Genomic DNA, 22432 nt, shown 5'->3' with positions numbered 1-22432 from the left:
CAGCGCATCTTCACTAATCTATCGTCTGCTCCTCTCATCCGCCCGAGGCATGGGCACGGACCGGGACGGTGCATGCGCCAATCCATCACCATCGAAGTGCGCTCGCCCCACTTGAGCGAGGCCGCCGCTGAGACGACGGTGGTCGTAACCTTGCCGACTTTCCGCCGGCCCGATCATCTCCTGAAGACGCTCGCCTCGCTGACGGCCCAGCAGACGACGCGGCGCTTTGCCGTCATCGTCATGGAGAACGACGCCGAGGCGAGAGCGGGCCTTGCCGCGGCCGGGAATATGTTTTCCGCGGGCGCGGTGACCGGTCTGGTGCTGGTCGCGCACGAGCGCGGCAACTGCTCGGCCTACAATGCCGGCTGGCAGACGGCGCTCACCGAATTTCCCGCCCTCGAGCATCTCCTTGTCATCGACGACGACGAATGCGCCGGTGCGGACTGGATCGAGCGTCTCTGCCAGGCGGCAGAGGCGATCGGCGCCGATATGGTCGGCGGCCCGCAGCGGCCGGTGTTCGAGCCGGGCGCAGCGCTCGGCTATGCCCGCCATCCCGTCTTCACGCCGCACTATGCCGCGACCGGGCCGGTGCCGATCCTCTACTCCTCCGGTAACGTGCTGATCCGGCGCGCCGTGCTGGAGGCGATGGGTGCGCCCTTCCTCGACACTGCCTTCAATTTCATCGGCGGCGGCGACAGCGATTTCTATGCCCGCGCCCGCCGGCGGGGCTTCCGCTTCGGCTGGTGCGAGGAGGCGCCGGTGTTCGAGACGACGCCGGCCCGGCGCACCGAGTTCGACTGGATCCAGGCGCGGAGCCTGCGCAATGGCGCGATCTCGGCGATCATCGAGCGCCGGGCCGACCCCGGCGCGGCCGGCACCCGGCGGCGTGTGGCCAAGAGCTTGGCGCTGTTGGCAGCCTCGCCGTTCAGGGCTATCAGACAAGGGTGGAAGGCGCGGTCCGCCGCCATCGGTCTCTATCCCGTCCAAGTCGCCATCGGCCGGTTCCAGGCCGAGTTCGGGAGGGTGAATGAGCAGTACCGCCGTCCCGAACAGAACTGAACCGTCGCTGGAGCAGCAGACCGTCGAGGCCGTCCGCACGATGCTGGGGGCCGCCGTCTTCGTCGTCCTCCTTGTCTCTTTCACACCGTTCAACGTACAGAGCGCGGCGACCGCCGACAGCGGCAATGTGATCAACCAGATCGGCTATGGCAGCCTTGGGCTGTTGGCGCTGTTCGGCCATCTGATGTTCACCGATCGCCGCGTGGCGCTGTCGCTGCTGCGCCCGACCTGGCTGCTGATGGCGGCCTGGCTCGTCTTCTCCATCACCCAGTCCAACTGGCCGGATGCAGCCTTTCGCGCCGTGCTGTTCTCGCTCTTTGCCATGGTCGCGGCGACGGGCGTCGTCTGCCTGCCGACGACCGCGCGCGGGTTTCGCGTGGTGTTGATCGCCGGCGCGCTGGCGGTGCTCGGCCTGTCCTATGCCGGCCTCGTCGTCCTGCCCGACATCGCCATCCACACGGCAAGCGGCGACGAGCCCGAGCATGCCGGTCTCTGGCGCGGCATCTACAGCCACAAGAACGTCGCAGGTCCCGTCATGGCCGCGCTGTTCTTTGTCGGCCTCTACCTCCTGCGCAGTGGTGAGCGCTGGTTCGGCTGGGTCATCACCCTCCTTGCCGCCCTCTTCGTCTACAAGACCGGCTCCAAGACCTCCGCCGCGCTGGTGCCGCTCGTCGCCTGCCTGATCGTCGGTGCGCGGATTTTCGGCGGGCGGGTGCTGCCGGTCGCGATCCTCGGCTTCGTCGCTGCGCTGATGGCGCTGATGACGCTCGGCGCTGCGGTGTCGCCGACGCTCGACGGCCTGCTGCAGGCCGTGCTGCCGGGCACTACCTTCACCGGCCGAATGGATCTCTGGCGGTTTGCCGTCGACACCATGGCGCCGCGGCAATGGACCGGCTGGGGTTTTGAATCCTTCTGGTTGACCTCCAACGTCTTGGGCGCCGAGACGCCGTTCGAACTGTCCTGGGATCCGCGCGGCATCGTCCACTCGCACAACGGCTATCTCGACATCGCCATCGCCATGGGCTGGCCCGCATTGGCGCTGGCGGCGGTCATGCTCATTCTGCTGCCGTTCGCCGACTATGTCCGCTGCCGGGCGGGCACCGAGAACGAGATGCTGGCCGATCTCTTCCTGATGGTGCTCGCGTTCATGCTGCTGAACTCCTTCTTGGAGAGCTATCTCTTCAAGCGCGCCGACCCTTCCTGGATGCTCGCCTGGATCTCCGTCGTCGGCCTGCGGCTGCTGTCGCGGTTCCGCATCGCGCCGTGAAACGGTGGCGACGGGCCGAAATCCGTGCGAATGGCTGGGCGCGGCCGGGGTGCGGCCTATTTCCAGCGCGTCAGTTGCATAGCCAAACCGGAAGGCCCTTTCATGGATAGCCTGCGCCTCGATGCCGTCGATGCGGACGACCTCGCCATCCTGTCCGCCCATTGCCAGGACAGCGTGGTGCGCCTCGAGGACTGCAGCTATTCGGCGCGGACCGGCACCTTCGACCTCCTGATGAACCGCTTCGTCTGGGAGAAGACCGAGGCCCGCGCGCGGTTCAGCCTGTTTCGCCGCCGCGACTACGAGCGGCGGCGCGCCGGCCTGCACTTCACCCGTGTCCGCGGCGTGCAGCGGATCGGCTTCGATCCCGCCGTCGGCGAGCAGGTGCTGTCGCTGCTGACGATGCGTTTCGAGCCCGGCGAATTGCCCTCGGGCCGGATCGAGCTTGTCTTTGCCGGCGGGTCCGCGATAAGGCTCGACGTCGAATGCGTCGAGGCGCGTCTGACGGATCTCGGCGCCGCCTGGTCCACCACCGCGCGCCCCGATCATGATCAGCCCGACGATCGCTAGAAGCCGGCACACGCCGGTCCGGCGGCCGGGCGCGGGGAGATAAGCCATTGCCGGTCAGGCTGACCACAAGCGCCGCTGATTTCGAAGCCAGCTTTGCTGCGCTGCTAGGCGCCAAGCGCGAGGTCTCGGCGGATGTCGACGCCGTCGTCCGCACCATCGTCGCCGATGTCCGCGAGAATGGCGACGCGGCCCTCATCGCGCTGACGGCGCGCTTCGACGGGCTGGAGCTGACGCCCGAAACGATCCGCATCGGTGCGGACGAGGTCGAGGATGCCTATCGCCGCACCGACGCGGTGACGCTCGAAGCGCTCGAGCTGGCACACTCCCGCATCACCAGCCACCACGCGCGCCAGATGCCGAAGGACGATGTCTATACCGACGCGATCGGCGTCGAGCTCGGCAGCCGCTGGACGGCGGTGGAATCGGTCGGGCTCTACGTGCCGGGCGGTGCCGCGAGCTATCCGTCCTCGGTGCTGATGAACGCCATTCCCGCCAAGGTCGCGGGCGTCGAGCGCATCGCCATGGTCGTGCCGGCGCAGAAGGGCACGCTCAATCCGCTGGTGCTGGCGGCCGCGCGCATTGCCGGCGTCGACGAGATCTACCGCGTCGGCGGCGCGCAGGCGGTGGCCGCGCTCGCCTATGGCACCCCGACCATCCGCCCGGTCGCCAAGATCGTCGGCCCCGGCAATGCCTATGTCGCCGCCGCCAAGCGCCAGGTCTTCGGCATGGTCGGCATCGACATGATCGCCGGTCCCTCGGAAGTCCTCGTTATCGCCGACGGCAGCAACGACCCCGCCTGGATCGCCGCCGATCTCCTGGCGCAAGCCGAGCACGACGCGGCCGCGCAGTCGATCCTGATCACCGACGACGCGGCCTTCGCCGATGCGGTGGCCGAGGCCGTCGAGCAGCAGCTGACCCGCCTGTCCCGCCAGGAGACGGCCGCCGCCAGCTGGCGCGATTTCGGCGCGATCATCCTCGTCAGCGATCTCTCCGAAGCCCCGCCGCTGGCCGACCGGATCGCGGCCGAGCACCTGGAGCTTGCCGTCGACGATCCCGACGCGCTGTTTGCGAAGATCCGCAATGCCGGCGCGGTGTTTCTCGGCCGCCATACGCCGGAGGTCATCGGCGACTATGTAGGCGGCTCCAACCACGTCCTGCCGACCGCTCGCTCGGCGCGTTTCTCGTCGGGGCTCTCGGTGCTCGACTTCGTCAAACGGACCTCGACCCTGAAGCTCGGGCCGGACCAGCTGCGCCAGCTTGGCCCCGCGGCGATCGAACTGGCGCGCGTCGAGGGGCTCGACGCGCACGGACGGTCCGTCGCCATCCGCCTGAACCTCTAGGCGATCCGATGGCAAACACCCCTTCCGGCTCCCGGCTGATCGCCATCGACCTCGACGCCACCATCGGCCGCGCGACGCCCGACATCGAGCACGAGCGGGCGGTGGCGATCTTCGACCTGATCGAGGAGAACGACTTTCAGCCGGTGGGCCTTGCGCCCGGCCAATTCCGGCTGAAACTCTCGCTGGTCGACAAGCGGCTGGTCTTCGACATCCGCGACGAGACCGAAGAGGCCGTCGTCACCCACATTCTGTCGCTGACGCCGCTGAAGCGGATCATCCGCGACTATTTCCTGATCTGCGACAGCTACTACCAGGCGATCCGCTCGGCGACGCCCTCGCAGATCGAGGCGATCGACATGGGGCGACGCGGCATCCACAATGACGGATCGCAGGTCCTGCGCGAGCGGCTGGCCGGTAAGATCGAGGTCGACCTCGATACCGCCCGGCGCCTGTTCACGCTGATCTGCGTGCTGCACTGGCGGAACTGAGGCGATGGCGAGCGACGTGACGCCCGACGGCAAGGCAGCGCGGCGGATCGCCTCGGTGCTGTTCGTCTGCGGCATGAACGCCATCCGCTCGCCGATGGCGGAAGCCTTGGCCCGCTCGCTGCTGCCGCCCACGACCTACGTCGTCTCCGCCGGCATCCGCGGCGGCGAGCGCGACCCGTTCGTCGACGTCGTGCTGGCCGAGAAAGGCCTCGGCCTTGGCACCCGCAAGCCGCAGGGGCTGGAGGAACTCGCCGACGGCTATTTCGACCTGATCGTCACCATGGCGCCGGAAGCCCACCACACCGTGCTCGACAGCACCGGCTCGCAGGCGGTCGATGTCGAGTTCTGGCCGATGCCGGATCCCTCCGTGGTCACCGGCAGCCGCCAGCAGATCCTCGACGCCTATCGCGACGTGCGCGAGCGGATCGAGGCGCGCATCCGCCAGCGCATGCTCGCCGAAGGCTGAGCCGACAACTTAGTGCGCCTCGACCTTCACGCCGGCGTTCGGCCTCTTGATGAAGACCGACAGTACGACAAGGCACGAGAACAGCAGCGTCAGCGTCAGGAACACGTCGCCGAACGACATCACCATCGCCTCGCGCCGGACGATGTTCGACATCTGGCTGAGCGCCGTCATGTCGCCGTCGAGCCCGCGGGCGTTCATTGACGCCGCCATGTCGCTCATCCGGTCCTCGACCACACCGCGTCCCCAGCGCACCGATTCCGCCAGCCGCTCGTAGTGCAGCGTCTCGCGGTCGGTCAGGAGGGTGTTGATGATGGCGAGGCCCACCGCGCCGCCAAGGTTGCGTGTCAAGTTGTAGAGGCCTGAGCCGCCCTTCATCTTGGCGGGCGCGAGCGTTCCAAGCGCGATGTTGTTGATCGGGATCATCGCCATCATCAGGCCGACACCGCGCAGGATCTGCGGGATGAACAGCTCCCAGAAATCCCAGTCATGCGTCAGGCCCGACATCAGCCAGGTGCCGAGCGCGAAGGACGAGAAACCCATCGCCATCATCACCCGCGGGTCCATCTTGCCCGACAGGAAGCCGGACACCGGCGCCATGACGAACATGGCAAGGCCCGAGATGAACATCGTCTGGCCGATCATCAGCGAATCATAGTCGCGGATCCGGGCGAGATAGACGGGGTAGAGATAGGTCAGGCCGTAGAGGCCAATGCCCATCACGAAGGAGAACAGCGAGCCGAAGGCGAAGTTGCGGTTGGCGAAGGCCGAGAGGTCGACGATCGGCTCCTTGGCGGTGAAGGCGCGGTAGAGGAAGAGCACCCCCCCGAGCGTCGCGACGACGGCGAAGATGGAGATGCTGGTATCCTCGAACCAGTCGTTCAGCGGGCCTTCCTCCAGCACGTATTCCAGCGAGCCGAGGAAGGCCGCCATGCCGGCGAGGCCGAACCAGTCGAACTTCTTGAACAGGCCGAGGTCCGGCTTGTCGAAGTCGACGAGATACCAGGTCGAGATGGCGACGATGATGCCGGGCGGCACGTTGACCAGGAACAGCCAGTGCCAGGAGAAGGCGTGGCTGAGATAGCCGCCGACGGTCGGGCCGATGGTCGGGGCGAGCGTCGCGACGAGGCCGATCATCGGCGAGACGATGTTGCGCTTGGAAGGCGGGAAGACGGTGAAGGCAGCGGCGAAGACGCTCGGGATCATGCCGCCGCCGATGAAGCCCTGGATGGCGCGGTAGACGATCATCTGGTCGATGTTGGTGGCGGTCGCGCAGAGCGCCGAGGCGGCGGTGAACCCGGCCGCCGAGCAAGCGAACAGCACCCGCGTCGACAGCATCCGGCCGAGGAAGCCGGACAGCGGGATCATGATGACCTCGGCGATGAGGTAGGCCGTCTGGACCCAGGGGATCTCGTCCGAGGAGGCGGAGAGGCCGGCCTGGATCTCCGACAGCGAGGCCGAGACGATCTGGATGTCCAGAATCGCCATGAACATGCCGAAGACCATCGCGATGAAGGCGATCATCTTGCGGGTCGAGATCGTCTCCTCAGCGGCAGGCTTCGGCGCGCTGGCGGGGACGGCGGAGGTGGTGGTGCTGGACATGGCGCGGAGCCTTGGGCCGGATGGGGGATCTGGGCCGGCCGAGGTCGGTCGATGAGCGGTTTCTTGCAGGTAGCAGCGCCCCGCCGAACCGAGGTTCAGGTGAGGCGCAGGCTGCTAGTGCGCGGTCGCTGCCACATCTGCGGTGCGCTCGGGTGCGGCTGCCGCCGCGGTGTCGGTCTTCGGCCCGGTGCGAATGTCGACCGAAACGACGGCCGACAGGCCGGGGCGGAACACGCCGGCGAATTCGGACTCGTGGTCGATCGCGATCCGCACCGGCACGCGCTGCACCACCTTGGTGAAGTTGCCCGTGGCGTTGTCGGAGGGCAGCAGCGAGAACACCGAGCCGGACGCCGGCGACAGGCTGTCGATCGTGCCCTCGAACTTACGGCCGGACACGGCGTCGAGCTCGATCTCGACCTTCTGGCCAGGCCGGAGATCGCGCAGCTGCGTCTCCTTGAAGTTCGCGTCGATGTAGGTCCGGTCGAGCGGGACGATGGCGGCCAGGCGACGGCCGGCCGAGACGAGGTCGCCCGGCTGGACCGCAAGGTTGCCGACGATGCCGTCATACGGCGCGCGGATGGTCGTGAAGGTCAGATCGCGCGCCGCCTGGTCGCGGGCGATCTCCAACTCGCGCACGGTCCGCTCGGCCTCCTTACGCTGGGCATCGAGCACCGCGACGTTGGCCTTGGCGGCGGTGATCGACGCGTCGGCGCCGGCAACCTTCGCGGCCGAGGAATCGCGCGTGCTCTGTGCCGTGTCCTTGCCGGCCTTCGTTCCGGCACCGCTGGTCACGAGGTTGCTGGCGCGCGAGAGGTCAAGCTCGGCCTTTGCGAGGTCGACGGAGGTCGCGTTCCGCGACGCTTCGGCTTCGCCGATCTGGGCTTCCGCCGCGTCGCGCTGCGATGCGATCCGGTCGATCGCGGCGCGCTGGGTGGCGATCTTCGCCTCCGCCCTCTCCAGCGCCAGCGCAAAGTCGCCGTCGTCGATGATCACCAGCGGCGCGCCCGCGCGCACAATGTCGTTCTCCTTCACCGGCACGGTCTGGACGTAGCCGGTGATCTTCGGCGAGACGATCGACATGTCGGCGCCGAGATAGGCGTCGTCGGTTGAGACCATGAACCGCCCCGTCGTCCAGTAGTAATGGCCGTAATAGCTGCCGCCACCAAGGGCGGCGAGGAAGACCAGGGAGAGGACGAGCTTCTTCTTCCAGGCGCGCTTCGGCTTTTGCGGCTCTGCCGCCGCGGCCGGCGGGGCGACAGACGTCTCGGTCTTGGCCTCTTGCTTCGGCGTCTCGACCGGCACGTCGCGCAGCGTCGCCGGCGCTTGCGGCGCGGTCTTCGTTGAGGCCGAGCTGGAACCGGTGGTGCTCTCGGCGGCTTCGCCGGAAGGGCCCTGTTGCTTGTCCACTATGTCGAGCACTGGTAACTTCCTTCAATCGAACCGAACCGTTCAGTTCGATGTTGACGTAGCGGCCTTCATCACCCATTTCAAGATAGCCGGCGGAATTTCACGCCGTATTAAAATAGGTTCGGCAAACTGTGACGATTCGGCATCTTTCGACGTGGGGGCAAACCGGCGCTTCTCTCAGGGAGACCGCACCAAGCCGCGGCGGCTGGCGATGAGCGAGGTGGCCGTCCGTTCTGCCGCCGGCGAGGATCCGCTGAAGCGTGGGCAGATTCTCGAGGGCGCGCGCCAGGTGTTCAGTTCGCTCGGCTTCGATGCCGCCAGCATGAACGACGTCACCCGGGCGGCCGGCGTCTCCAAGTCGACGCTCTACGTCTATTTCCGCAGCAAGGAAGAACTGTTCACCGCCCTGATCGCCGAGACGCGGGACGCCTATTTCGCGCGGATCGAGAAGATCTTCACCGATCCGACCCACCCGGCCGAAACGCTGCGCACCTATGGCGAAGCGCTGACCACCATGCTGACCACGGCGAAGATCATGCGGGTCAACCGCACGGTGATCGCCGTCGCCAGCCGCATGCCGGAGATCGGCATCGAGTTCTTCGCCAAGGGCCCCCAGCGGGCCATCGCTTTGCTGTCGTCCTACCTCTCGTCCGCCACCGCGGCAGGGCATCTGAAGGTCCCCGATCCGGTGATGGCGGCGCACCAGTTCAACGAACTGGCAATGGCAGGGTTGTTCCGCTGCCGACTGTTCAACCAGGACCTTCCCGATCCGACGGCGAACGAGATCGCCCGAACGGTCGATGCGGCCGTCACGCTGTTCATGGCCGGCTACGGCGTTGCCGCTCCGGGCGCAGAGCCGGTTTCGGGCGAGGGCGCCTAGCGCTCCTCAGTGGCGAACGAGGTGATCGTCTGCTGCAGTTCGGTGAGGCCGAGGTTTTTTTCCGAGGATGTCGCGATCAGCACGGGAAACGCGGCCGGTCTCTTGGCGATCAGCTTCAGCGTCGCGTCGATCAGTTTCGGCACGCCCTCCGGCTTGATCTTGTCGGTCTTCGTCAGGACGATCTGGTAGGAGACGGCGGCCTTGTCCAGGAGGGCCAGCACGTCGGCGTCGTTGGTCTTGATGCCGTGGCGCGAATCGATCAGCACGAACACCCGCTTCAGCGTCGCGCGGCCGCGGAGATAGTCGAAGACGAGGCGCGTCCAAGCATCCACCTGGTCCTTCGGCGCCTCGGCATAGCCGTAGCCGGGCATGTCGACGAGGGCGATCGGCGGCAGGTCGCCGTTCTCGCCGGTATGGCCGCCCGGCACGAAATAGTTCAGCTCCTGCGTCCGACCCGGCGTGTTCGACGTACGGGCGAGGCCCTTCTGTCCGACCAGCGCATTGATCAGCGAGGACTTGCCGACGTTCGAGCGGCCGGCGAAGGCGACCTCCGGTGGGCCTTCCGGCGGCAGGAACTTCATCGCCGGCACGCCGCGGATGAACACCCAGGGCCGGGCGAAAAACAGCCGGTGGTCGCCGCCCGCGGCCGGGCCTTCGTTTTTGATGAAGTCGCTCATGAGGGCCGTCTCCAGCTGGATTTTTGGTGCCACGCCGGGCGGCAAGGATGGGGCAGGCACGGGGAGGGCGTCTCCCTTCATAGCGTTTCGACGCCAGCCTGAAAACGCGAAGAGCCGGAGGCAGGACCTCCGGCTCTTCGATGTCGCCTGAACCGCTGGCTCAGGCTTCTTTCTTGTTCCGCTTGAACACGTCGCGGATGTTGTCGAACAGCTCGATCTTGGTGCCGTTGCGCTTCATGATCACCGACTGCTGGATGATCGAAAGCGTGTTGTTCCAGGTCCAGTAGATCACGAGGCCGGCCGGGAAGGTCGCCAGCATGAAGGTGAAGATCACCGGCATCCAGGTGAAGATCATCTTCTGCGTCGGGTCCGGCGGCGTCGGGTTCAGCTTCATCTGGACGAACATCGTGATGCCCATCAGAAGCGGCCAGACGCCGATCAGCAGCGCATGCGGCGGCGACCAGGGGATCAGGCCGAACAGGTTGAAGAGGCTGGTCGGATCGGGCGCGGCGAGATCCTGGATCCAGCCGAAGAACGGCGCATGCCGCATCTCGATGGTGACGTAGAGCACCTTGTAGAGCGCGAAGAAGACCGGGATCTGCACCAGAACCGGCCAGCAGCCGGCGGCCGGATTGATCTTTTCGGTCTTGTAGATCTCCATCATCGCCTGTTGCTGCTTCATCTTGTCGTCTGCGTATTTCTCACGCAGCTCGACAATCTTCGGCTGGATGTTCTTCATCTTCGCCATCGACTTGTACGACTTCGAGGCGAGCGGGAAGAAGATCAGCTTGAGGCCAACGGTGACGATCAGGATGGCCGCACCGAAATTGCCGGTGAAGTTGAACAGCCAGTCGATGACGTGGAACAGCGGGCGGGTGATGAAGAAGAACCAGCCCCAGTCGATCAGCTGGCCGAACTTCTGGACGCCGGCCTCTTTCTCGTAGCCGTCGATGACATCGACGACCTTGGGGCCGGCGAAGGTGCGCGAGACCACCTTGGCGGTGGCGCCGGGCGCGACGGTGACGGGGTCGCTGAGATAGGAGCTGTGGTACTGAGGGCGGCCGGAGGACTGGTACAGGAACTCCGAGGAGAACGGCCGGCCGGTCTCCGGGATCAGCGCGGTCGCCCAGTACTTGTCGGTGACGCCGAGCCAGCCGCTGGAGGCCTTGGCGGGCTGCACGCGGCCTTCGCTCTCTATCTTCGAGAAGGTGGTCTCCGTCACGCCCTCGTCGCCGAAGACGCCGAGGAGGCCCTCGAACACGACCCAAGCCGAGGCGACCTGCGGCTTGGTGAAGCGCACGACGCGGCCATAGGGCGAGACCGAGACCGGCGTGGTGCCGGCGTTCTCGACCGTGTCGGTCATGGTGAACATGTAGTCGCCGTCGAGGGCGATCTCGCGGCGGAAGGTGACGGCCTTCTCGTTGGTATAGGTCAACACCACCGGGGCGGTGTGCGTCAGGGTCTGGTTGCCCTCGGCAGTCCACACCGTCTGCGGGCCAGGCGTCGTGCCGGCATCCGTGCCGGAATAGCCGAATTCGGCGTAATAGGCGTCGTGCGTCGCTTCGGGCGAGAGCAGGACGATTGTCGGGGAATTGTCGTCGACGGTGTCGTGATACTTGCGCAGGCGAAGATCGTCCAGCCGGGCGCCGCGCAGGTTGATCGAGCCGACCAGCGTCGGCGTGTCGACCGCGATCCGCGGTGCGTCCGCCAGGGCCTGCTCGCGGGTGGCGGTGCCCGGCAGCGGCGTGTTGGCGGAGGAGGGGACGATGCTCTCGCGGCCGGCCGGGGCGGGGACGCTCTGCTGCGGCGTGCCGGCAGGGGTCTGCGGCGTCTGCAGCGAGCCCGGCGAATTGCCGGCGGCAATCTGCGCCTGGCGCTGCGCTTCCATACGCGGGCTGACGACCAAGAACTGCCAGCCGACCAGCACGGCAATCGACAGCGCCATGGCGATCAGGAAGTTGCGGTTGTTCTGCATGGATTATTCCCCGGTGGGTGCCCTGCCGGTGTCAACGGGCGCCGGCCGATCGCGCCGGGTCCGCGCGAAGCGCCGGGACAGCTCGTGCTTCAGCGTCGCGAAGGGCACGCCGAGAAGATCGCGACGGGCGACGACGACATAGTCGAAGCCCGAGGCCATGTCATTTCCACATTCCAGCCGCACCGCCTCGCGCAAGCGCCGGCGGATGCGGTTTCGCTCGACGGCGTTGCCCACCTTGCGGGTTACCGTCAAGCCTAGCCTAGCCTCGTCCTCGTCCTTGCGGTCGAGCGCCTCGATGAAGAAGAGCGGGCCATTCAGACGCCGCCCCTTGCGCGCGGCGAGAAACTCGGCGCGCGTCTTCATCCGGCCGAAGCCCATGTCGGTTTAGGCCGAGAGGCGCTTGCGGCCCTTGGCGCGACGCGACGCGATGACCTTGCGGCCGCCGACCGTCTCCATGCGCGCACGGAAGCCGTGGCGACGCTTGCGGACGAGATTGCTCGGCTGGAAAGTGCGCTTCATTGTTCCATCCCCGCAGCCGTGCCGCAGGCCTCTTGATCGTGCGAAAAAATTACCGGAGACCGGATCGTCGTCATTGGACGGCGGCATCATGGCATGCGCGAAACCCCGCGCAGACGCCGTCCGCTCGTTTGGGTGCTTATAGGAAGAGGCTGGGACAAAAGTCAATCGCCGGTGCGCAGCGTGCGCTGCATCCTGCCGGCGGAAAAACGGCTGCCCGGGCGCGCGGCGGGCGCTGAGGGCGGGGCGGGGTGCCCAAGCAGCCGAAGGGTGGTTCTAGTTCTGGACGGCCTGCACGGAGCCGCCATCGACGCGAACGTTCGAGCCGTTGATGAACGAGGCTCGGTCGGAAACCAAAAGGGCGATGACCGCCGCCACTTCGTCTACGCGGCCGCGCCGCTTCAGCGAGATGCCTGGACGCTCTTCATCGAGGAAGCTTTCGATCGCCTCGTCGAAGGAGACGCCCTTCTCCTCGGAGCGCTTCTCCATCATGCCGTCGGTCATCGGCGTCTCGATGAAGGCCGGGGAGACGGTGTTGCAGAGAATGCCGTGCTCGGCTTCCTTGTAGGAGAGGTTCTTGACGAAGGTCGCGAGCGACGCCTTGGCGGCGTTGTAGGTCGCCTCTTCCCAATAGGGCTGGACGGCGTTTTCTGAGGTGATGCAGACGAAGCGGCCCCAGTTTGCAGCGCGCATGGTGGGGAAGGTGGCGCGGGCCATGCGGACGGCCGAGAAGAAGTCGATCTTCCAGGCCTCCTCGTAGTCCTCGTCCTTCATCTCCAGCGGGTGGCCCTTGGCGCCAGTGATGCCGGACATGTGGACGACGATGTCGATGCGCCCGAAGCGCTTCAGCGCTGCCGCCGCGATCGCGTCGACATCGGCCTGCTTAGTGACGTCGGCGGCGACGCAGACGGATTCGGTTGGAAGCTCGGCGGCCTTCTTCTCCAGTTCGTCGATCTTCATGTCCGACAGAACCAGCAGCGCGCCTTCGGCCGCCAACTGCTTTGCCGTCTCGAAGCCCATGCCGCCGGCAGCACCGGTGATGATCGCGACGCGACCTTTGATACCCAAGTCCATGATACAATCCCTTGCTGTTTGCCCGACAACGGGGCTGGGGACTTTCGGTTTCGCCAGGAGAGGCGTTAAGAACGGCGATGCCCGATCACGACTTTCGCAGCCCCCGCCTCTTCGTCGATGCCGACCTCGCCGCGGATGCGCCCATCGAGGCGACGCCCGAGCAGTTCAACTACCTCGTCAACGTCCTGCGCCTGACGGCGGCGGATGGCGTTCTCCTGTTCAACGGCCGCGACGGCGAGTGGCTGACCGGCCTGCAGCAGCCGTCGAAGAAGCGCCTCTCGCTGACGCCGCAACGCCTTGTGCGGCCGCAGACGCCGGTGCCGGCGCTCGAATATCTGTTCGCGCCGCTGAAGCAGGCACGGCTCGACTACATGGTGCAGAAGGCTGTCGAGATGGGCGCCGGCGTGCTGCAGCCGGTGATGACGCAGCATGTCCAGGCGCCGCGCATCAAGACCGAGCGCATGCGCGCCAATGCGGTGGAGGCCGCCGAGCAGTGCGGCATCTTGTCCATTCCGGACTGCCGCGACATGCTGCGCCTCACGGATGTCCTCGCTGCCTGGGACGGCACGCGGACGCTGGTCTTCTGCGACGAGCGTGCGGATGCTGCGAGCTCGATAGACGTGCTGCGCGATGCGATGGCCGCGAGCGCGAGGCCGCTATCGCTGCTGATTGGGCCGGAGGGCGGCTTTTCCGCCGACGAGCGCCGGCAATTGCTGGCGGTGGATGGCGTCATCGTGATGTCGCTCGGTCCCCGCATCCTGCGCGCCGATACTGCAGCGGTCGCAGCCCTTGCGGTCCTGCAGGCGGCCGTCGGCGACTGGAACACCAACCCCAGCTGAGGCGCTGCCGGGCGAAGCGGCCACACCGTTCAATCGATTCCGCTTGCGAAACATCCTGAAAGATTTCAGACAGCGATCCCTGCAACAGACGCGCCCTTCCGCCCGGACGGGTCGCGACCAAAACTTCGAGGGCATTCCATGGCGCGCGATACCACCGATCTGACGCCGATTGCCGGAATGGAAGACCTCGTCGAGCACATGCGGGACGGCGAGAAGCCGGAAGACGCCTTCCGCATCGGCACCGAGCACGAGAAGTTCGGCTTCTATACCGCCGACCTCTCGCCGGTGCCCTATGAGGGCGAGCGGGGCATCCGCAAGCTGCTCGAGGGCATGCAGGCGCTATCCGGCTGGGAGCCGATCATCGACGATGGCCGGCTGATCGGCCTCGCCGGCGCCGACGGCATGGGCGCGATATCGCTGGAGCCGGGCGGCCAGTTCGAGCTTTCCGGCGCGCCGGTGAAGACGATCCACGAAACCTGCCGCGAATCCAACCAGCACCTGGCCCAGGTTCGCCAGGTCGCCAAGCCGCTCGGCATCGACTTCCTCGGCCTCGGCTCCAGCCCGACCTGGACGCTGGCCGAGACGCCGATCATGCCGAAGTCGCGCTACGACATCATGCGCAACTACATGCCGAAGATCGGCACCCGCGGTCTCGACATGATGTACCGCACGACGACGATCCAGGTGAACCTTGACTTCTCCTCGGAGCGCGACATGCGCCGGAAGATGCAGGTCGGCATGCGGCTGCAGGCGGTCGCCTCGGCGCTGTTCGCCAATTCGCCGTTCACCGAGGGCAAGCCGAATGGCTTGGTTTCCTGGCGCTCCGACGTCTGGTCCGATGTCGACAACCAGCGCTCGGGCCTCCTGCCCTTCGTGTTCGAGCCCGGCTTCACCTATTCCGACTATGCCGAATGGGCGCTCGACGTGCCGATGTACTTCGTCATGCGCGACGGGCGCTACCGCGACGCGACTGACATCACCTTCCGCCAGTTCCTCGACGGCGCGCTGAAGGGCAAGGTCAGCGATCCCCGCCCGAACATGGGCGACTGGACCAACCACCTTTCCACTCTCTTCCCCGACGTCAGGCTGAAGCGTTTCCTCGAGATGCGCGGCGCCGATGGCGGACCGTGGCGCCGCATCTGCGCGCTGCCGGCCTACTGGGTCGGCCTGCTCTACGATGCGACGGCGCTCGACGAGGCCGAGGAGATGACAAAGGACTGGGGCTTTGAGGAAGTGTCGGCGCTGCGCAGCCAAGTGCCGAAGGAGGGTTTCCGCACGCCGTTCCGCTCGGGCACTGTGCTCGACCTCGCCCGTCAGACCCTCGACATTTCGAACGAGGGGCTGAAGCGCCGTGCCCGACTCAACGACGAGGGCAATGACGAGAGCGTCTTCCTCGCGCCGCTGAAGGAAGTGGTCGCGCGCGGCACCACCTCGGCCGAGGAGCTCGTCCGCCTCTACGAGGAGGAGTGGGGCCGCGACATGGGCAAGGTCTTCAAACACCTCACCTACTGATCGGCACCGCGCCGTCGAAGCCGGATTGCCGGCGATTCCTACGTCCCGATGCCGGTGCCGCCGCTGATCTGCGGCGCCGGTGCCTTTGCATCGCCGCCGAAAGCCGTTCATTCTCTTCGTTTGGAGCGCGTCGTTCCGGTCGGAAAGGCCGGTAGCGCTCCCGTGGGAGAAGGCGATGGCAGGGTTCGAGGACTGGCGAATGGTCACCGATCCGACCCTTCTGGCGGAGACCATGGCCGAGCAGTTCCGGCTCAGCCGGAACGAGCTGGAAAAAGCCCAGGCCGCGCTGCAGCCGGCCTTCGCGCTCGGTCTAGAGAAGGCGATGGCGAGCCCGGCTGCGTGGAATGATCTTGCCCGGGCGTTCAGCGCCATGGTGCCGGGCGACGGGGCGGCGATGCCCGGCATCGAACGCGGCCGCGCCTTCACGGACACCGTCTTCGGCTCGGACGCCCTGACGGCGGCGATCGCCCGGCAGGCGTCGCTGTTCGCCGGCATTGCTCCCGAGACCCTGCAGAAGTTGATGCCGGGGCTCGCGCTGCTCAGCATGGAGACGATGGTGCGCCAGGTCATGGCGACCCTGTCCCGGCAGCAGCCGGCGGGGCTTGCCACCGGCGATTTCGCCGGGGCCACCGCCGAGATGATGCGGCGCGGCGCCAATGCCGTGGAGGCGCTGGGCCGTCCCTCGGATTCGCTTGGCGCCGGGCTCGGCCCCGGCTTCGCCGCCTTCGCGCCCCGGCATTTCGCCGACGCCTTCGGCGACGCGCTGAGGCAAGGCATGGCCTTCATGCCCGCGGTGCCGCCATCGCCGGGCCGGGCACCGCCGCAAGCGCCCCCGGCGCCCGAGACCTTCAACCCGATGCTGCCCTTCGCCACCCTGTTCGAGGCTTTCGCCGAGGGCATGCGGGGTACGCTGGACGAGGCTGCATCGACGCCAGCAAAAAGCGGCGCAACGGCGCAATCCGCCAAGGTCCCGGCGCCGCCTGCCGGCGATCCGCCGCCGTCGCCCGCCGCCGACGCGCTCGCCCCGGCCGATGACGGACTGGTCGCCGATCTCATGCGATCTGGCCAGCAGATCCAGGCCGATTATGCCCGCGAGATGGCCACGTTGTTCGAGCGCTACCAAGGGCCGTCCGAGCCTAATTGACGCCCGGCGATCGCGGATGGGCGACAAGGCCGGGGGTTCTATGGCATAGCTCGACCTTGAACCTTGTGCATTGCGGCAGCGTGTTCTGCCGGAAGGGCTTTGCCCGCAGCATGTCAGGGCGAGACGCGGTGCTTGGATTGTCGGTCCCTGACGCTATCTCGATTTGCAAAGGCGGCCGGACCCTCGGCCCGCAACCGGTGGTGAAATGCTCCTGATCAACTTTTTGATCGTCTTTTTTCTGATCATTCTCAACGGGTTCTTCGCGATGTCGGAGCTGGCCATGGTCTCGGCCAAGCGCTCCCGACTGCAGCAGCTGGCCGATGATGGCAGCCACGGCGCCCGGCGCGCGCTGAAGCTCGTCGACGATCCCACCGGTTTCCTTTCCACCGTGCAGGTCGGCATCACCCTCGTCGGCATCTTCGCCGGCGCCTATGGTGGCTCCGTCTTCGCCGAGCCCCTGGCGAAGGTGCTGGAGCCGACCCTCGGCAGCTCGGCTAACACCACGGCCTTCATCATCGTCGTCGTGGTCATCACCTATCTCTCGCTGATCCTCGGCGAGCTCGTGCCGAAGCGGTTCGCCATGACCCGCGCCGAGGGCATCGCCGTTGCCGTGGCGCCGATCATGCAAGCACTGGCGACCATCGGCGCGCCGATCGTCTGGCTGCTGCGCGTCTCCACCGTCGCGGTGTCGAGCCTTGTCGGCGCGAACTCGGCTGATTCCAGCATGGTGACGGAAGAGGACGTGAAGGCGATGATCGCCGAGGGCACGCAGAGCGGCGTGTTCGAGGAGAAGGAGCGCGAGATGCTGGAGGGCGTGCTGCGCATCGCCGACCGCTCCGTGCGCTCGATCATGATCCCGCGCCCGGACACGGTCTGGCTCTCGGTCTCCGACAGCCAGACCGAGATCCTTGACGAGATCCACTCCTCCGGCCATTCCCGCTTCCCGGTCATGGGCGCCGATGCCGAAGACATCATCGGCGTCGTGCAGGCCAAGGACCTTCTGGAGCAGCAGCGCCAGGACCATGGCATCGACCTTGCCAAGGCGGTGCGCGATCCGCTCTTCGTCAACGAGACCATGCCGATCCTGAAGCTGCTCGACCGGTTCCGCGCGGTGAACCTGCACATGGCGATCGTGCTCGACGAATACGGCTCGTTCGAGGGCATCGTCACCCCGACCGACATCCTCGTCGCCATCGCCGGGTCGCTACCGGAAGGCCAGAACGACGAATACAGCGCGGTCCGCCGGGCGGATGGCTCCTGGTTGCTCGACGGCGGCATGCCGATCGACGATCTCGAGCGGTCGCTGGACTGGCTGAAGCTGCCGAAGGACCGCGATTACGAGACGCTCGCCGGCTTCGTGCTGGAGCAGTTCGGCCATATCCCGGGCGTCGGCGAGGGTTTCGACTGGGCCGACTGGCGCTTCGAGGTGATCGATCTCGACGGCCGCCGCATCGACAAGGTGATGGCGATGCCGATCGTCACCAAGCCGGACGAGGGCGACGATACCTCGCTCTGAGCGATCCGTGCTCCGGAAGATCCTCGACGACTGACGCTGAAATGCAAACGGCCCGCCAAAAGCGGGCCGTTCATGTGTTGGAGGGGTCGGGGCGGGCAGTCCTCATAGGCCGCGGCGGCGCTTCGATGCCTTCACGGCGAGCTGGAAGGTCGGGTCTTCGCGCCAGCCGCGGTGCAGCGCCTCGTGCACGTCGTCACGCTTCAGCCCGACATCGTTCAGGAGATAATCCGGCAATTCCGAAATCTGGTAGGCGGCGCGGCGGTTGCGGATCATCCGCAGCACGGCGCGGGCACCGGCATAGAGAATGCGGGGCGAGGGGATGCGGGGAAGGGACCTCGTCGAGGGCCTCGAGAAGATCGTCATGGCTGTAAACTCCTGTCGAGCCAGTGTCTTTGGGCGCCGGGCATGGCTTCGCCGTTTCCCGCAAACCGTGTCTTGCGAGAACCGAAGAGGCGAAATGCTCCTGACGAAATGGTTCTAACCGGGAGCGATTGATCAAACCAACGAATGTTGGTTATATGAATCATCAACAGGGATGATGGAGGCCCGCATGGCATCGCCACTCGATCTCGACCAGGTCCGTACCTTCGTCGCCATCGTCGATTCCGGCAGCTTCACGAGGGCCGCCGACGAGGTGTTCAAGACTCAGTCCGCCGTCTCGATGCAGATGCGTCGGCTGGAAGAGCGACTGTCGGTCCAGCTGTTCGAGCGGGCCGGACGGGCCACCCGCCTCACCGACGAGGGCGCCAGGCTCCTCACCTACGCCCGCAAGATGCTCGCGCTCAGCGAGGAGACGCTCTGCGCCTTCGACGAAGAATCGATCGAGGGATTCGTGCGCATCGGCTTGCCCGACGACTATGCCGAGCGCTTCCTGCCCGAGATCATGGCCCGGTTCTCGCGCTCCAACCCGAAGGTCGAGCTGCAGATCGCCTGCGAGCCGACCACCAACCTTATCGAGCACGTCGAGAAGGGTCATCTCGACGTCGCGCTGGTCTGCCCGACGCGGACGATGCAGGCCGAGGTGGTCCGGCGCGAGCCGCTGCACTTCGTCACCTCGGCGGCCCATTCGGTGCATCTGGAAAAGGTCCTGCCGCTGGCCATCGGCCGGGCCGACTGCCATTGGCGCAAGCAGTGCATCGACGCGCTGAACCTGATGGGCCGCGAGCACCGGATTCTGTTCACCTCCTGGTCGGCGACCATCGTCACCTCGGCGGTGCTGTCGGGTCTCGCCGTCAGCGTCCTGCCGGAATGCGCGCTGCGCTCGGGCATGCGGGTGCTCGGTGAAGCCGAAGGCTTTCCGCGGCTCGAGGACGCCGAGATCGGCATGATCCGCGCCAAGAACTCGTCCCGCCCGGCAATCGAGGCACTGATCGCCCATATCCGCGAAAGCCTGCAGAACATGGTGCCGCCCCAGGCTGCCCAGGCGGCCGGCCGGCTGCAGGACAACCGCGCCCTTCCCGCGCCGCGCCAGCGCTCGGGCATGGTGGCCGCCGGGTGGTGAGACGCCGCAGCCACTTGCTTAAACGCGCATCTGTGTTGGTGGCAATACAGTCTGGGGTTGAAATGCCTGGTGCATCGTAGTCTCCTGATCGGCGCTCGGGGGGGGCTCACCATGCCGGATGCCTGGAAGCAGCGATGGATTAGTGGGCTCGGTTTGGCCGACCACCTGGTGAAGCAGGTCGGCGCAATCGGTGCAGCCGTCGCCCTGCTTGGCGTCTTGCTGCCACCGGTTGGCAACACCCTCAAAGTCATCACCGCATGGCGTTTCGGCGCCGTCGGCTATGTCAAATACGAGGTCGGAAGTGTGCGCCGGCCACCCGGTACAGAGTGCGCTACCTTGCTCCGCCAGCCCACCGGCCAAGGCCAGTTTTACCTTCTGCGCAACGGCGAACGTGAGTTTAACGCGCTCGGCTGGGGCGACGTTGTTCAAGCGGATTCCGAGGTCTATTTCCACGAAGCGGGCCGGTGCGGCATCACGAAAAACTGCGCGAGTGCCCCGGTCGTCTTCGTCTTGCAAAAGGGGGACTGCGCCGTCGTGATCGAACAGGGCTATGACGACAGCGGCCCCGACGATCCGCTGCCGAACGCCGACGCCAAGAAGCTATCCCTTGTCGCCAAGAGCGGCGGGTGGTTGAGGGTCGCGACAACCGCTTGCGGCATCTTTGGATGAGCGGCCGCAAGCTGCGTCCCGCAATTTACCCCGCTTGGTTTACTTGACCTCTCGACATCTTCGCCGGCAGATGGGCGGCATGAGCCTCCTCGATCCCGCGCCCAGCAATGTCACGGAATATTCGGTCTCGGAGCTGTCCGGGGCGCTGAAGCGGACGGTCGAGGAAACCTTCGACCATGTGCGCGTGCGCGGCGAGATTTCCGGCTATCGCGGCCCGCACTCCTCGGGGCACGCCTATTTCGCGCTGAAGGACGACCGGGCGCGGCTCGAAGCCATGATCTGGCGTACCTCGTTTTCCAAGCTCGCCTTCAAGCCGGAGGAGGGGCTGGAGGTGATCGCGACCGGAAAGCTCACCACCTATCCCGGCTCGTCGAAATACCAGATCGTCATCGAGCAGATCGAGCCGGCCGGCGCCGGCGCGCTGATGGCGCTGGTCAACGAGCGCCGGCTGCGGCTGGAGGCCGAGGGCCTGTTCGCGGGCGAGCGCAAGCAGCTGCTGCCGTTCATGCCGAATGTCATCGGCGTCGTGACCTCGCCGACCGGCGCCGTCATCCGCGACATCCGCCACCGCATCGCCGACCGCTTCCCGGTTCATCTCCTGGTCTGGCCGGTCCGGGTGCAAGGCGAGACGTCCGGTGCCGAGGTGGCGGCGGCGATCGAAGGATTCAACGCGCTCGACGGCAGCACCGGCATTCCGCGGCCGGACGTCATCATCGTCGCTCGCGGGGGCGGCAGCCTTGAGGATCTCTGGGGTTTCAACGACGAGATCGTGGTGCGCGCGGCCGCGGCCTCCGTCATCCCGCTGATCTCGGCCGTCGGCCACGAGACCGACTGGACGCTGATCGACCACGCCGCGGACGTGCGCGCGCCGACGCCGACCGGCGCTGCCGAGATGGCCGTGCCGGTGCGGGCTGATCTCGTCGCGACGCTCGCCGTGCTCCACGCCCGCCACGGCCAGGCGGTCTCGCGCCGCCTCGGCGAATCGCGCCGCACGGTGGCCGGCGCCGCCCGCGCGCTGCCGACGCCCGACATGCTGCTCGCGCTGCCGCGCCGCCGGCTCGACGAAGCCGCCACCGCCATCGGCCGCTGCCTGACGCTCGCCGTCTTCGAGAAGCGCCGCGCCTACGGCGAGGTTGGTCTGCGGTTGGCGCCGTCGAGTCTCGACACGCTGCTGCGCGAGAAGCGCGGCGATCTGCGCCATGCCGACAGCCATGCCGCGCACGCCTTCGAGGGACTGGTCGCCCGGCGCCGCCAGCGCTTCGACCGGCTGACCTCGGATCTGCGCCCGCACATCATCGCCGCCCGCAGCCTGCAGGCCCGCCACCGGCTCGACGGCCTGTCGGCGCGCTTCACCCAGGCCTTCGCGCAGAGGCTCGACCAGCGCCGGCGGGCGCTCGATGCGGCGAGCCGGGTTGCGGCCAGCCTCGACCCCCGCCGCGTGCTGCAGCGCGGCTATGCGATCATCCGCGGGACGGACGACGTGCCCATCACACGGGCGGAAAACCTCGTTCCCGGCATGGCCTTCCAGGTCGAGTTCACCGGCCGTGAGCGCCGCGACGCGGTGGCCGTCGAGCCCCTCGATCTCGGCACGGCACCGGCGAGGGCACCGAAGGTCAAGCGGGCGAAACCGGCGAAGGCCGGGACCGACATGCAAGGCACGCTGTTCTAGGGCTGCGGTTGTCAGGCGCGACGCTCGCTGCGCCGACACTCCTCTGGTCGGAGCCGACTCGCCAACCTAGGAAGACGAGCTATCGAAGATTTTGCGTGGGACGCGCTTTTCGTTTTCGCGCGGGCCATCGTTACGGAAGACCATCTTCGGCGGGCATGCAGGCTTTTCTGCTGCCAAGTCCCGCCCGCAGTCCCAGAAACTGGGATGATAGAAGTGTCTCGATGCTTCCGAGATGAGTTTTTGTAAGCAAGCCGTAAGACCAAGCTA

General features: G+C 66.7%; 22 protein-coding genes. 14 read left to right on the top strand and 8 right to left on the bottom strand.

All coding sequences use genetic code 11. From position 1 onward, the window contains the following. The first annotated feature begins 72 nt into the window (after positions 1-72). From ACZLZQ_RS02085 to ACZLZQ_RS02060, 6 genes are all read left to right on the top strand, one after another. Positions 73-1059 carry a glycosyltransferase family 2 protein gene (locus ACZLZQ_RS02085; protein ID WP_472947898.1) on the top strand — a complete coding sequence of 329 codons (987 nt, stop codon included), beginning with the start codon at positions 73-75 and terminating at the stop codon, positions 1057-1059. Beyond that, positions 1028-2326, top strand: coding sequence for an O-antigen ligase family protein (locus ACZLZQ_RS02080; protein ID WP_472947897.1), 1299 nt, complete (start codon positions 1028-1030; stop codon positions 2324-2326). Before ACZLZQ_RS02085 ends, ACZLZQ_RS02080 begins: the two co-directional genes overlap by 32 nt. A gap of 102 nt (positions 2327-2428) precedes the next feature. Further along, a complete protein-coding gene (locus tag ACZLZQ_RS02075) occupies positions 2429-2893 on the top strand; it encodes a DUF2948 family protein (RefSeq protein ID WP_472932208.1) in 465 nt (154 codons plus the stop codon). A gap of 47 nt (positions 2894-2940) precedes the next feature. Next, positions 2941-4233 (top strand): histidinol dehydrogenase, encoded by a 1293-nt coding sequence (gene hisD, locus ACZLZQ_RS02070; RefSeq protein WP_472947896.1) that lies wholly within the window; start codon positions 2941-2943, stop codon positions 4231-4233. 8 nt (positions 4234-4241) lie between these two features. After that, entirely contained in the window at positions 4242-4721 is a 480-nt protein-coding gene (locus ACZLZQ_RS02065; protein WP_472932210.1) for a UPF0262 family protein, read from the top strand. A 4-nt stretch (positions 4722-4725) separates the two neighbouring features. Continuing rightward, positions 4726-5187: an arsenate-mycothiol transferase ArsC gene (locus ACZLZQ_RS02060; protein WP_472932211.1), complete on the top strand. Its 462-nt coding sequence runs from the start codon at positions 4726-4728 to the stop codon at positions 5185-5187. Between the two features lie 9 nt (positions 5188-5196). Here ACZLZQ_RS02060 and ACZLZQ_RS02055 read toward each other — a convergent pair whose 3' ends face one another. After that, positions 5197-6786 carry a DHA2 family efflux MFS transporter permease subunit gene (locus tag ACZLZQ_RS02055; RefSeq protein ID WP_472947895.1) on the bottom strand — a complete coding sequence of 530 codons (1590 nt, stop codon included), beginning with the start codon at positions 6784-6786 and terminating at the stop codon, positions 5197-5199. Between the two features lie 114 nt (positions 6787-6900). After that, on the bottom strand, positions 6901-8196 hold the full coding sequence (locus tag ACZLZQ_RS02050) for an HlyD family secretion protein (protein ID WP_472948427.1): 1296 nt from the start codon (positions 8194-8196) through the stop codon (positions 6901-6903). A 208-nt stretch (positions 8197-8404) separates the two neighbouring features. On the opposite strand from ACZLZQ_RS02050, the gene ACZLZQ_RS02045 reads away from it, so the two are divergent. Continuing rightward, positions 8405-9073: a TetR/AcrR family transcriptional regulator gene (locus ACZLZQ_RS02045; RefSeq protein WP_472947894.1), complete on the top strand. Its 669-nt coding sequence runs from the start codon at positions 8405-8407 to the stop codon at positions 9071-9073. Here the strand turns inward: ACZLZQ_RS02045 and yihA are convergent. From yihA to ACZLZQ_RS02020, 5 genes are all read right to left on the bottom strand, one after another. After that, positions 9070-9750 carry a ribosome biogenesis GTP-binding protein YihA/YsxC gene (yihA, locus tag ACZLZQ_RS02040; RefSeq protein ID WP_472947893.1) on the bottom strand — a complete coding sequence of 227 codons (681 nt, stop codon included), beginning with the start codon at positions 9748-9750 and terminating at the stop codon, positions 9070-9072. The two genes, ACZLZQ_RS02045 and yihA, sit on opposite strands and share 4 nt — an antisense overlap. A 160-nt stretch (positions 9751-9910) precedes the next feature. Further along, positions 9911-11725: a membrane protein insertase YidC gene (gene yidC, locus ACZLZQ_RS02035; protein ID WP_472932215.1), complete on the bottom strand. Its 1815-nt coding sequence runs from the start codon at positions 11723-11725 to the stop codon at positions 9911-9913. Positions 11726-11728: 3 nt separating this feature from the next. Continuing rightward, the gene (gene rnpA, locus ACZLZQ_RS02030) at positions 11729-12088 is read right to left on the bottom strand and encodes a ribonuclease P protein component (protein ID WP_472940226.1); all 360 of its coding nucleotides are present in this window, start codon (positions 12086-12088) and stop codon (positions 11729-11731) included. Positions 12089-12109: 21 nt separating this feature from the next. After that, positions 12110-12244 (bottom strand): 50S ribosomal protein L34, encoded by a 135-nt coding sequence (gene rpmH, locus ACZLZQ_RS02025; RefSeq protein WP_472932217.1) that lies wholly within the window; start codon positions 12242-12244, stop codon positions 12110-12112. A gap of 273 nt (positions 12245-12517) precedes the next feature. Continuing rightward, positions 12518-13315, bottom strand: coding sequence for an SDR family NAD(P)-dependent oxidoreductase (locus ACZLZQ_RS02020; protein ID WP_472947892.1), 798 nt, complete (start codon positions 13313-13315; stop codon positions 12518-12520). Positions 13316-13392: 77 nt separating this feature from the next. Here ACZLZQ_RS02020 and ACZLZQ_RS02015 point away from each other — a divergent pair, with 77 nt between their 5' ends. The 4 genes from ACZLZQ_RS02015 (at position 13393) to ACZLZQ_RS02000 (ending at position 18326) form a co-directional block, all read left to right on the top strand. Beyond that, a complete protein-coding gene (locus ACZLZQ_RS02015; protein ID WP_472947891.1) occupies positions 13393-14154 on the top strand; it encodes a 16S rRNA (uracil(1498)-N(3))-methyltransferase in 762 nt (253 codons plus the stop codon). Between the two features lie 138 nt (positions 14155-14292). After that, positions 14293-15666 carry a glutamate--cysteine ligase gene (locus tag ACZLZQ_RS02010; protein ID WP_472947890.1) on the top strand — a complete coding sequence of 458 codons (1374 nt, stop codon included), beginning with the start codon at positions 14293-14295 and terminating at the stop codon, positions 15664-15666. Positions 15667-15841: 175 nt separating this feature from the next. Further along, positions 15842-16810 (top strand): hypothetical protein, encoded by a 969-nt coding sequence (locus ACZLZQ_RS02005; protein WP_472947889.1) that lies wholly within the window; start codon positions 15842-15844, stop codon positions 16808-16810. 223 nt (positions 16811-17033) lie between these two features. After that, complete coding sequence (locus ACZLZQ_RS02000; protein ID WP_472947888.1) at positions 17034-18326, top strand: hemolysin family protein; 1293 nt, start codon at positions 17034-17036, stop codon at positions 18324-18326. Between the two features lie 102 nt (positions 18327-18428). Here ACZLZQ_RS02000 and ACZLZQ_RS01995 read toward each other — a convergent pair whose 3' ends face one another. After that, positions 18429-18689 (bottom strand): YjiS-like domain-containing protein, encoded by a 261-nt coding sequence (locus ACZLZQ_RS01995; protein ID WP_472932223.1) that lies wholly within the window; start codon positions 18687-18689, stop codon positions 18429-18431. A 187-nt stretch (positions 18690-18876) separates the two neighbouring features. Here ACZLZQ_RS01995 and ACZLZQ_RS01990 point away from each other — a divergent pair, with 187 nt between their 5' ends. The 3 genes from ACZLZQ_RS01990 to xseA all read left to right on the top strand — a co-directional run bounded on the left by ACZLZQ_RS01990 (position 18877) and on the right by xseA (position 22165). Then, the gene (locus ACZLZQ_RS01990; RefSeq protein ID WP_472932224.1) at positions 18877-19827 is read left to right on the top strand and encodes a LysR family transcriptional regulator; all 951 of its coding nucleotides are present in this window, start codon (positions 18877-18879) and stop codon (positions 19825-19827) included. A gap of 111 nt (positions 19828-19938) precedes the next feature. Then, on the top strand, positions 19939-20496 hold the full coding sequence (locus tag ACZLZQ_RS01985; protein WP_472932225.1) for a hypothetical protein: 558 nt from the start codon (positions 19939-19941) through the stop codon (positions 20494-20496). 79 nt (positions 20497-20575) lie between these two features. After that, positions 20576-22165 carry an exodeoxyribonuclease VII large subunit gene (gene xseA, locus ACZLZQ_RS01980; protein ID WP_472947887.1) on the top strand — a complete coding sequence of 530 codons (1590 nt, stop codon included), beginning with the start codon at positions 20576-20578 and terminating at the stop codon, positions 22163-22165. Positions 22166-22432: the final 267 nt, after the last annotated feature.

The sequence above is a fragment of the Mesocryomonas lacus genome, from assembly GCF_055730105.2.
This window is presented reverse-complemented; position numbering and strand designations above follow the sequence as displayed.

Coding starts and splice junctions, on each gene's coding strand:
- ACZLZQ_RS02085 (WP_472947898.1), top strand. CDS start 73: ATGCGCCAATCCATCACCATCGAAGTGCGCTCGCCCCACTTGAGCGAG.
- ACZLZQ_RS02080 (WP_472947897.1), top strand. CDS start 1,028: ATGAGCAGTACCGCCGTCCCGAACAGAACTGAACCGTCGCTGGAGCAG.
- ACZLZQ_RS02075 (WP_472932208.1), top strand. CDS start 2,429: ATGGATAGCCTGCGCCTCGATGCCGTCGATGCGGACGACCTCGCCATC.
- ACZLZQ_RS02065 (WP_472932210.1), top strand. CDS start 4,242: ATGGCAAACACCCCTTCCGGCTCCCGGCTGATCGCCATCGACCTCGAC.
- ACZLZQ_RS02060 (WP_472932211.1), top strand. CDS start 4,726: ATGGCGAGCGACGTGACGCCCGACGGCAAGGCAGCGCGGCGGATCGCC.
- ACZLZQ_RS02055 (WP_472947895.1), bottom strand. CDS start 6,786: ATGTCCAGCACCACCACCTCCGCCGTCCCCGCCAGCGCGCCGAAGCCT.
- ACZLZQ_RS02045 (WP_472947894.1), top strand. CDS start 8,405: ATGAGCGAGGTGGCCGTCCGTTCTGCCGCCGGCGAGGATCCGCTGAAG.
- yihA (WP_472947893.1), bottom strand. CDS start 9,750: ATGAGCGACTTCATCAAAAACGAAGGCCCGGCCGCGGGCGGCGACCAC.
- yidC (WP_472932215.1), bottom strand. CDS start 11,725: ATGCAGAACAACCGCAACTTCCTGATCGCCATGGCGCTGTCGATTGCC.
- rnpA (WP_472940226.1), bottom strand. CDS start 12,088: ATGAAGACGCGCGCCGAGTTTCTCGCCGCGCGCAAGGGGCGGCGTCTG.
- rpmH (WP_472932217.1), bottom strand. CDS start 12,244: ATGAAGCGCACTTTCCAGCCGAGCAATCTCGTCCGCAAGCGTCGCCAC.
- ACZLZQ_RS02020 (WP_472947892.1), bottom strand. CDS start 13,315: ATGGACTTGGGTATCAAAGGTCGCGTCGCGATCATCACCGGTGCTGCC.
- ACZLZQ_RS02015 (WP_472947891.1), top strand. CDS start 13,393: ATGCCCGATCACGACTTTCGCAGCCCCCGCCTCTTCGTCGATGCCGAC.
- ACZLZQ_RS02010 (WP_472947890.1), top strand. CDS start 14,293: ATGGCGCGCGATACCACCGATCTGACGCCGATTGCCGGAATGGAAGAC.
- ACZLZQ_RS02005 (WP_472947889.1), top strand. CDS start 15,842: ATGGCAGGGTTCGAGGACTGGCGAATGGTCACCGATCCGACCCTTCTG.
- ACZLZQ_RS01995 (WP_472932223.1), bottom strand. CDS start 18,689: ATGACGATCTTCTCGAGGCCCTCGACGAGGTCCCTTCCCCGCATCCCC.
- ACZLZQ_RS01990 (WP_472932224.1), top strand. CDS start 18,877: ATGGCATCGCCACTCGATCTCGACCAGGTCCGTACCTTCGTCGCCATC.
- ACZLZQ_RS01985 (WP_472932225.1), top strand. CDS start 19,939: ATGCCGGATGCCTGGAAGCAGCGATGGATTAGTGGGCTCGGTTTGGCC.
- xseA (WP_472947887.1), top strand. CDS start 20,576: ATGAGCCTCCTCGATCCCGCGCCCAGCAATGTCACGGAATATTCGGTC.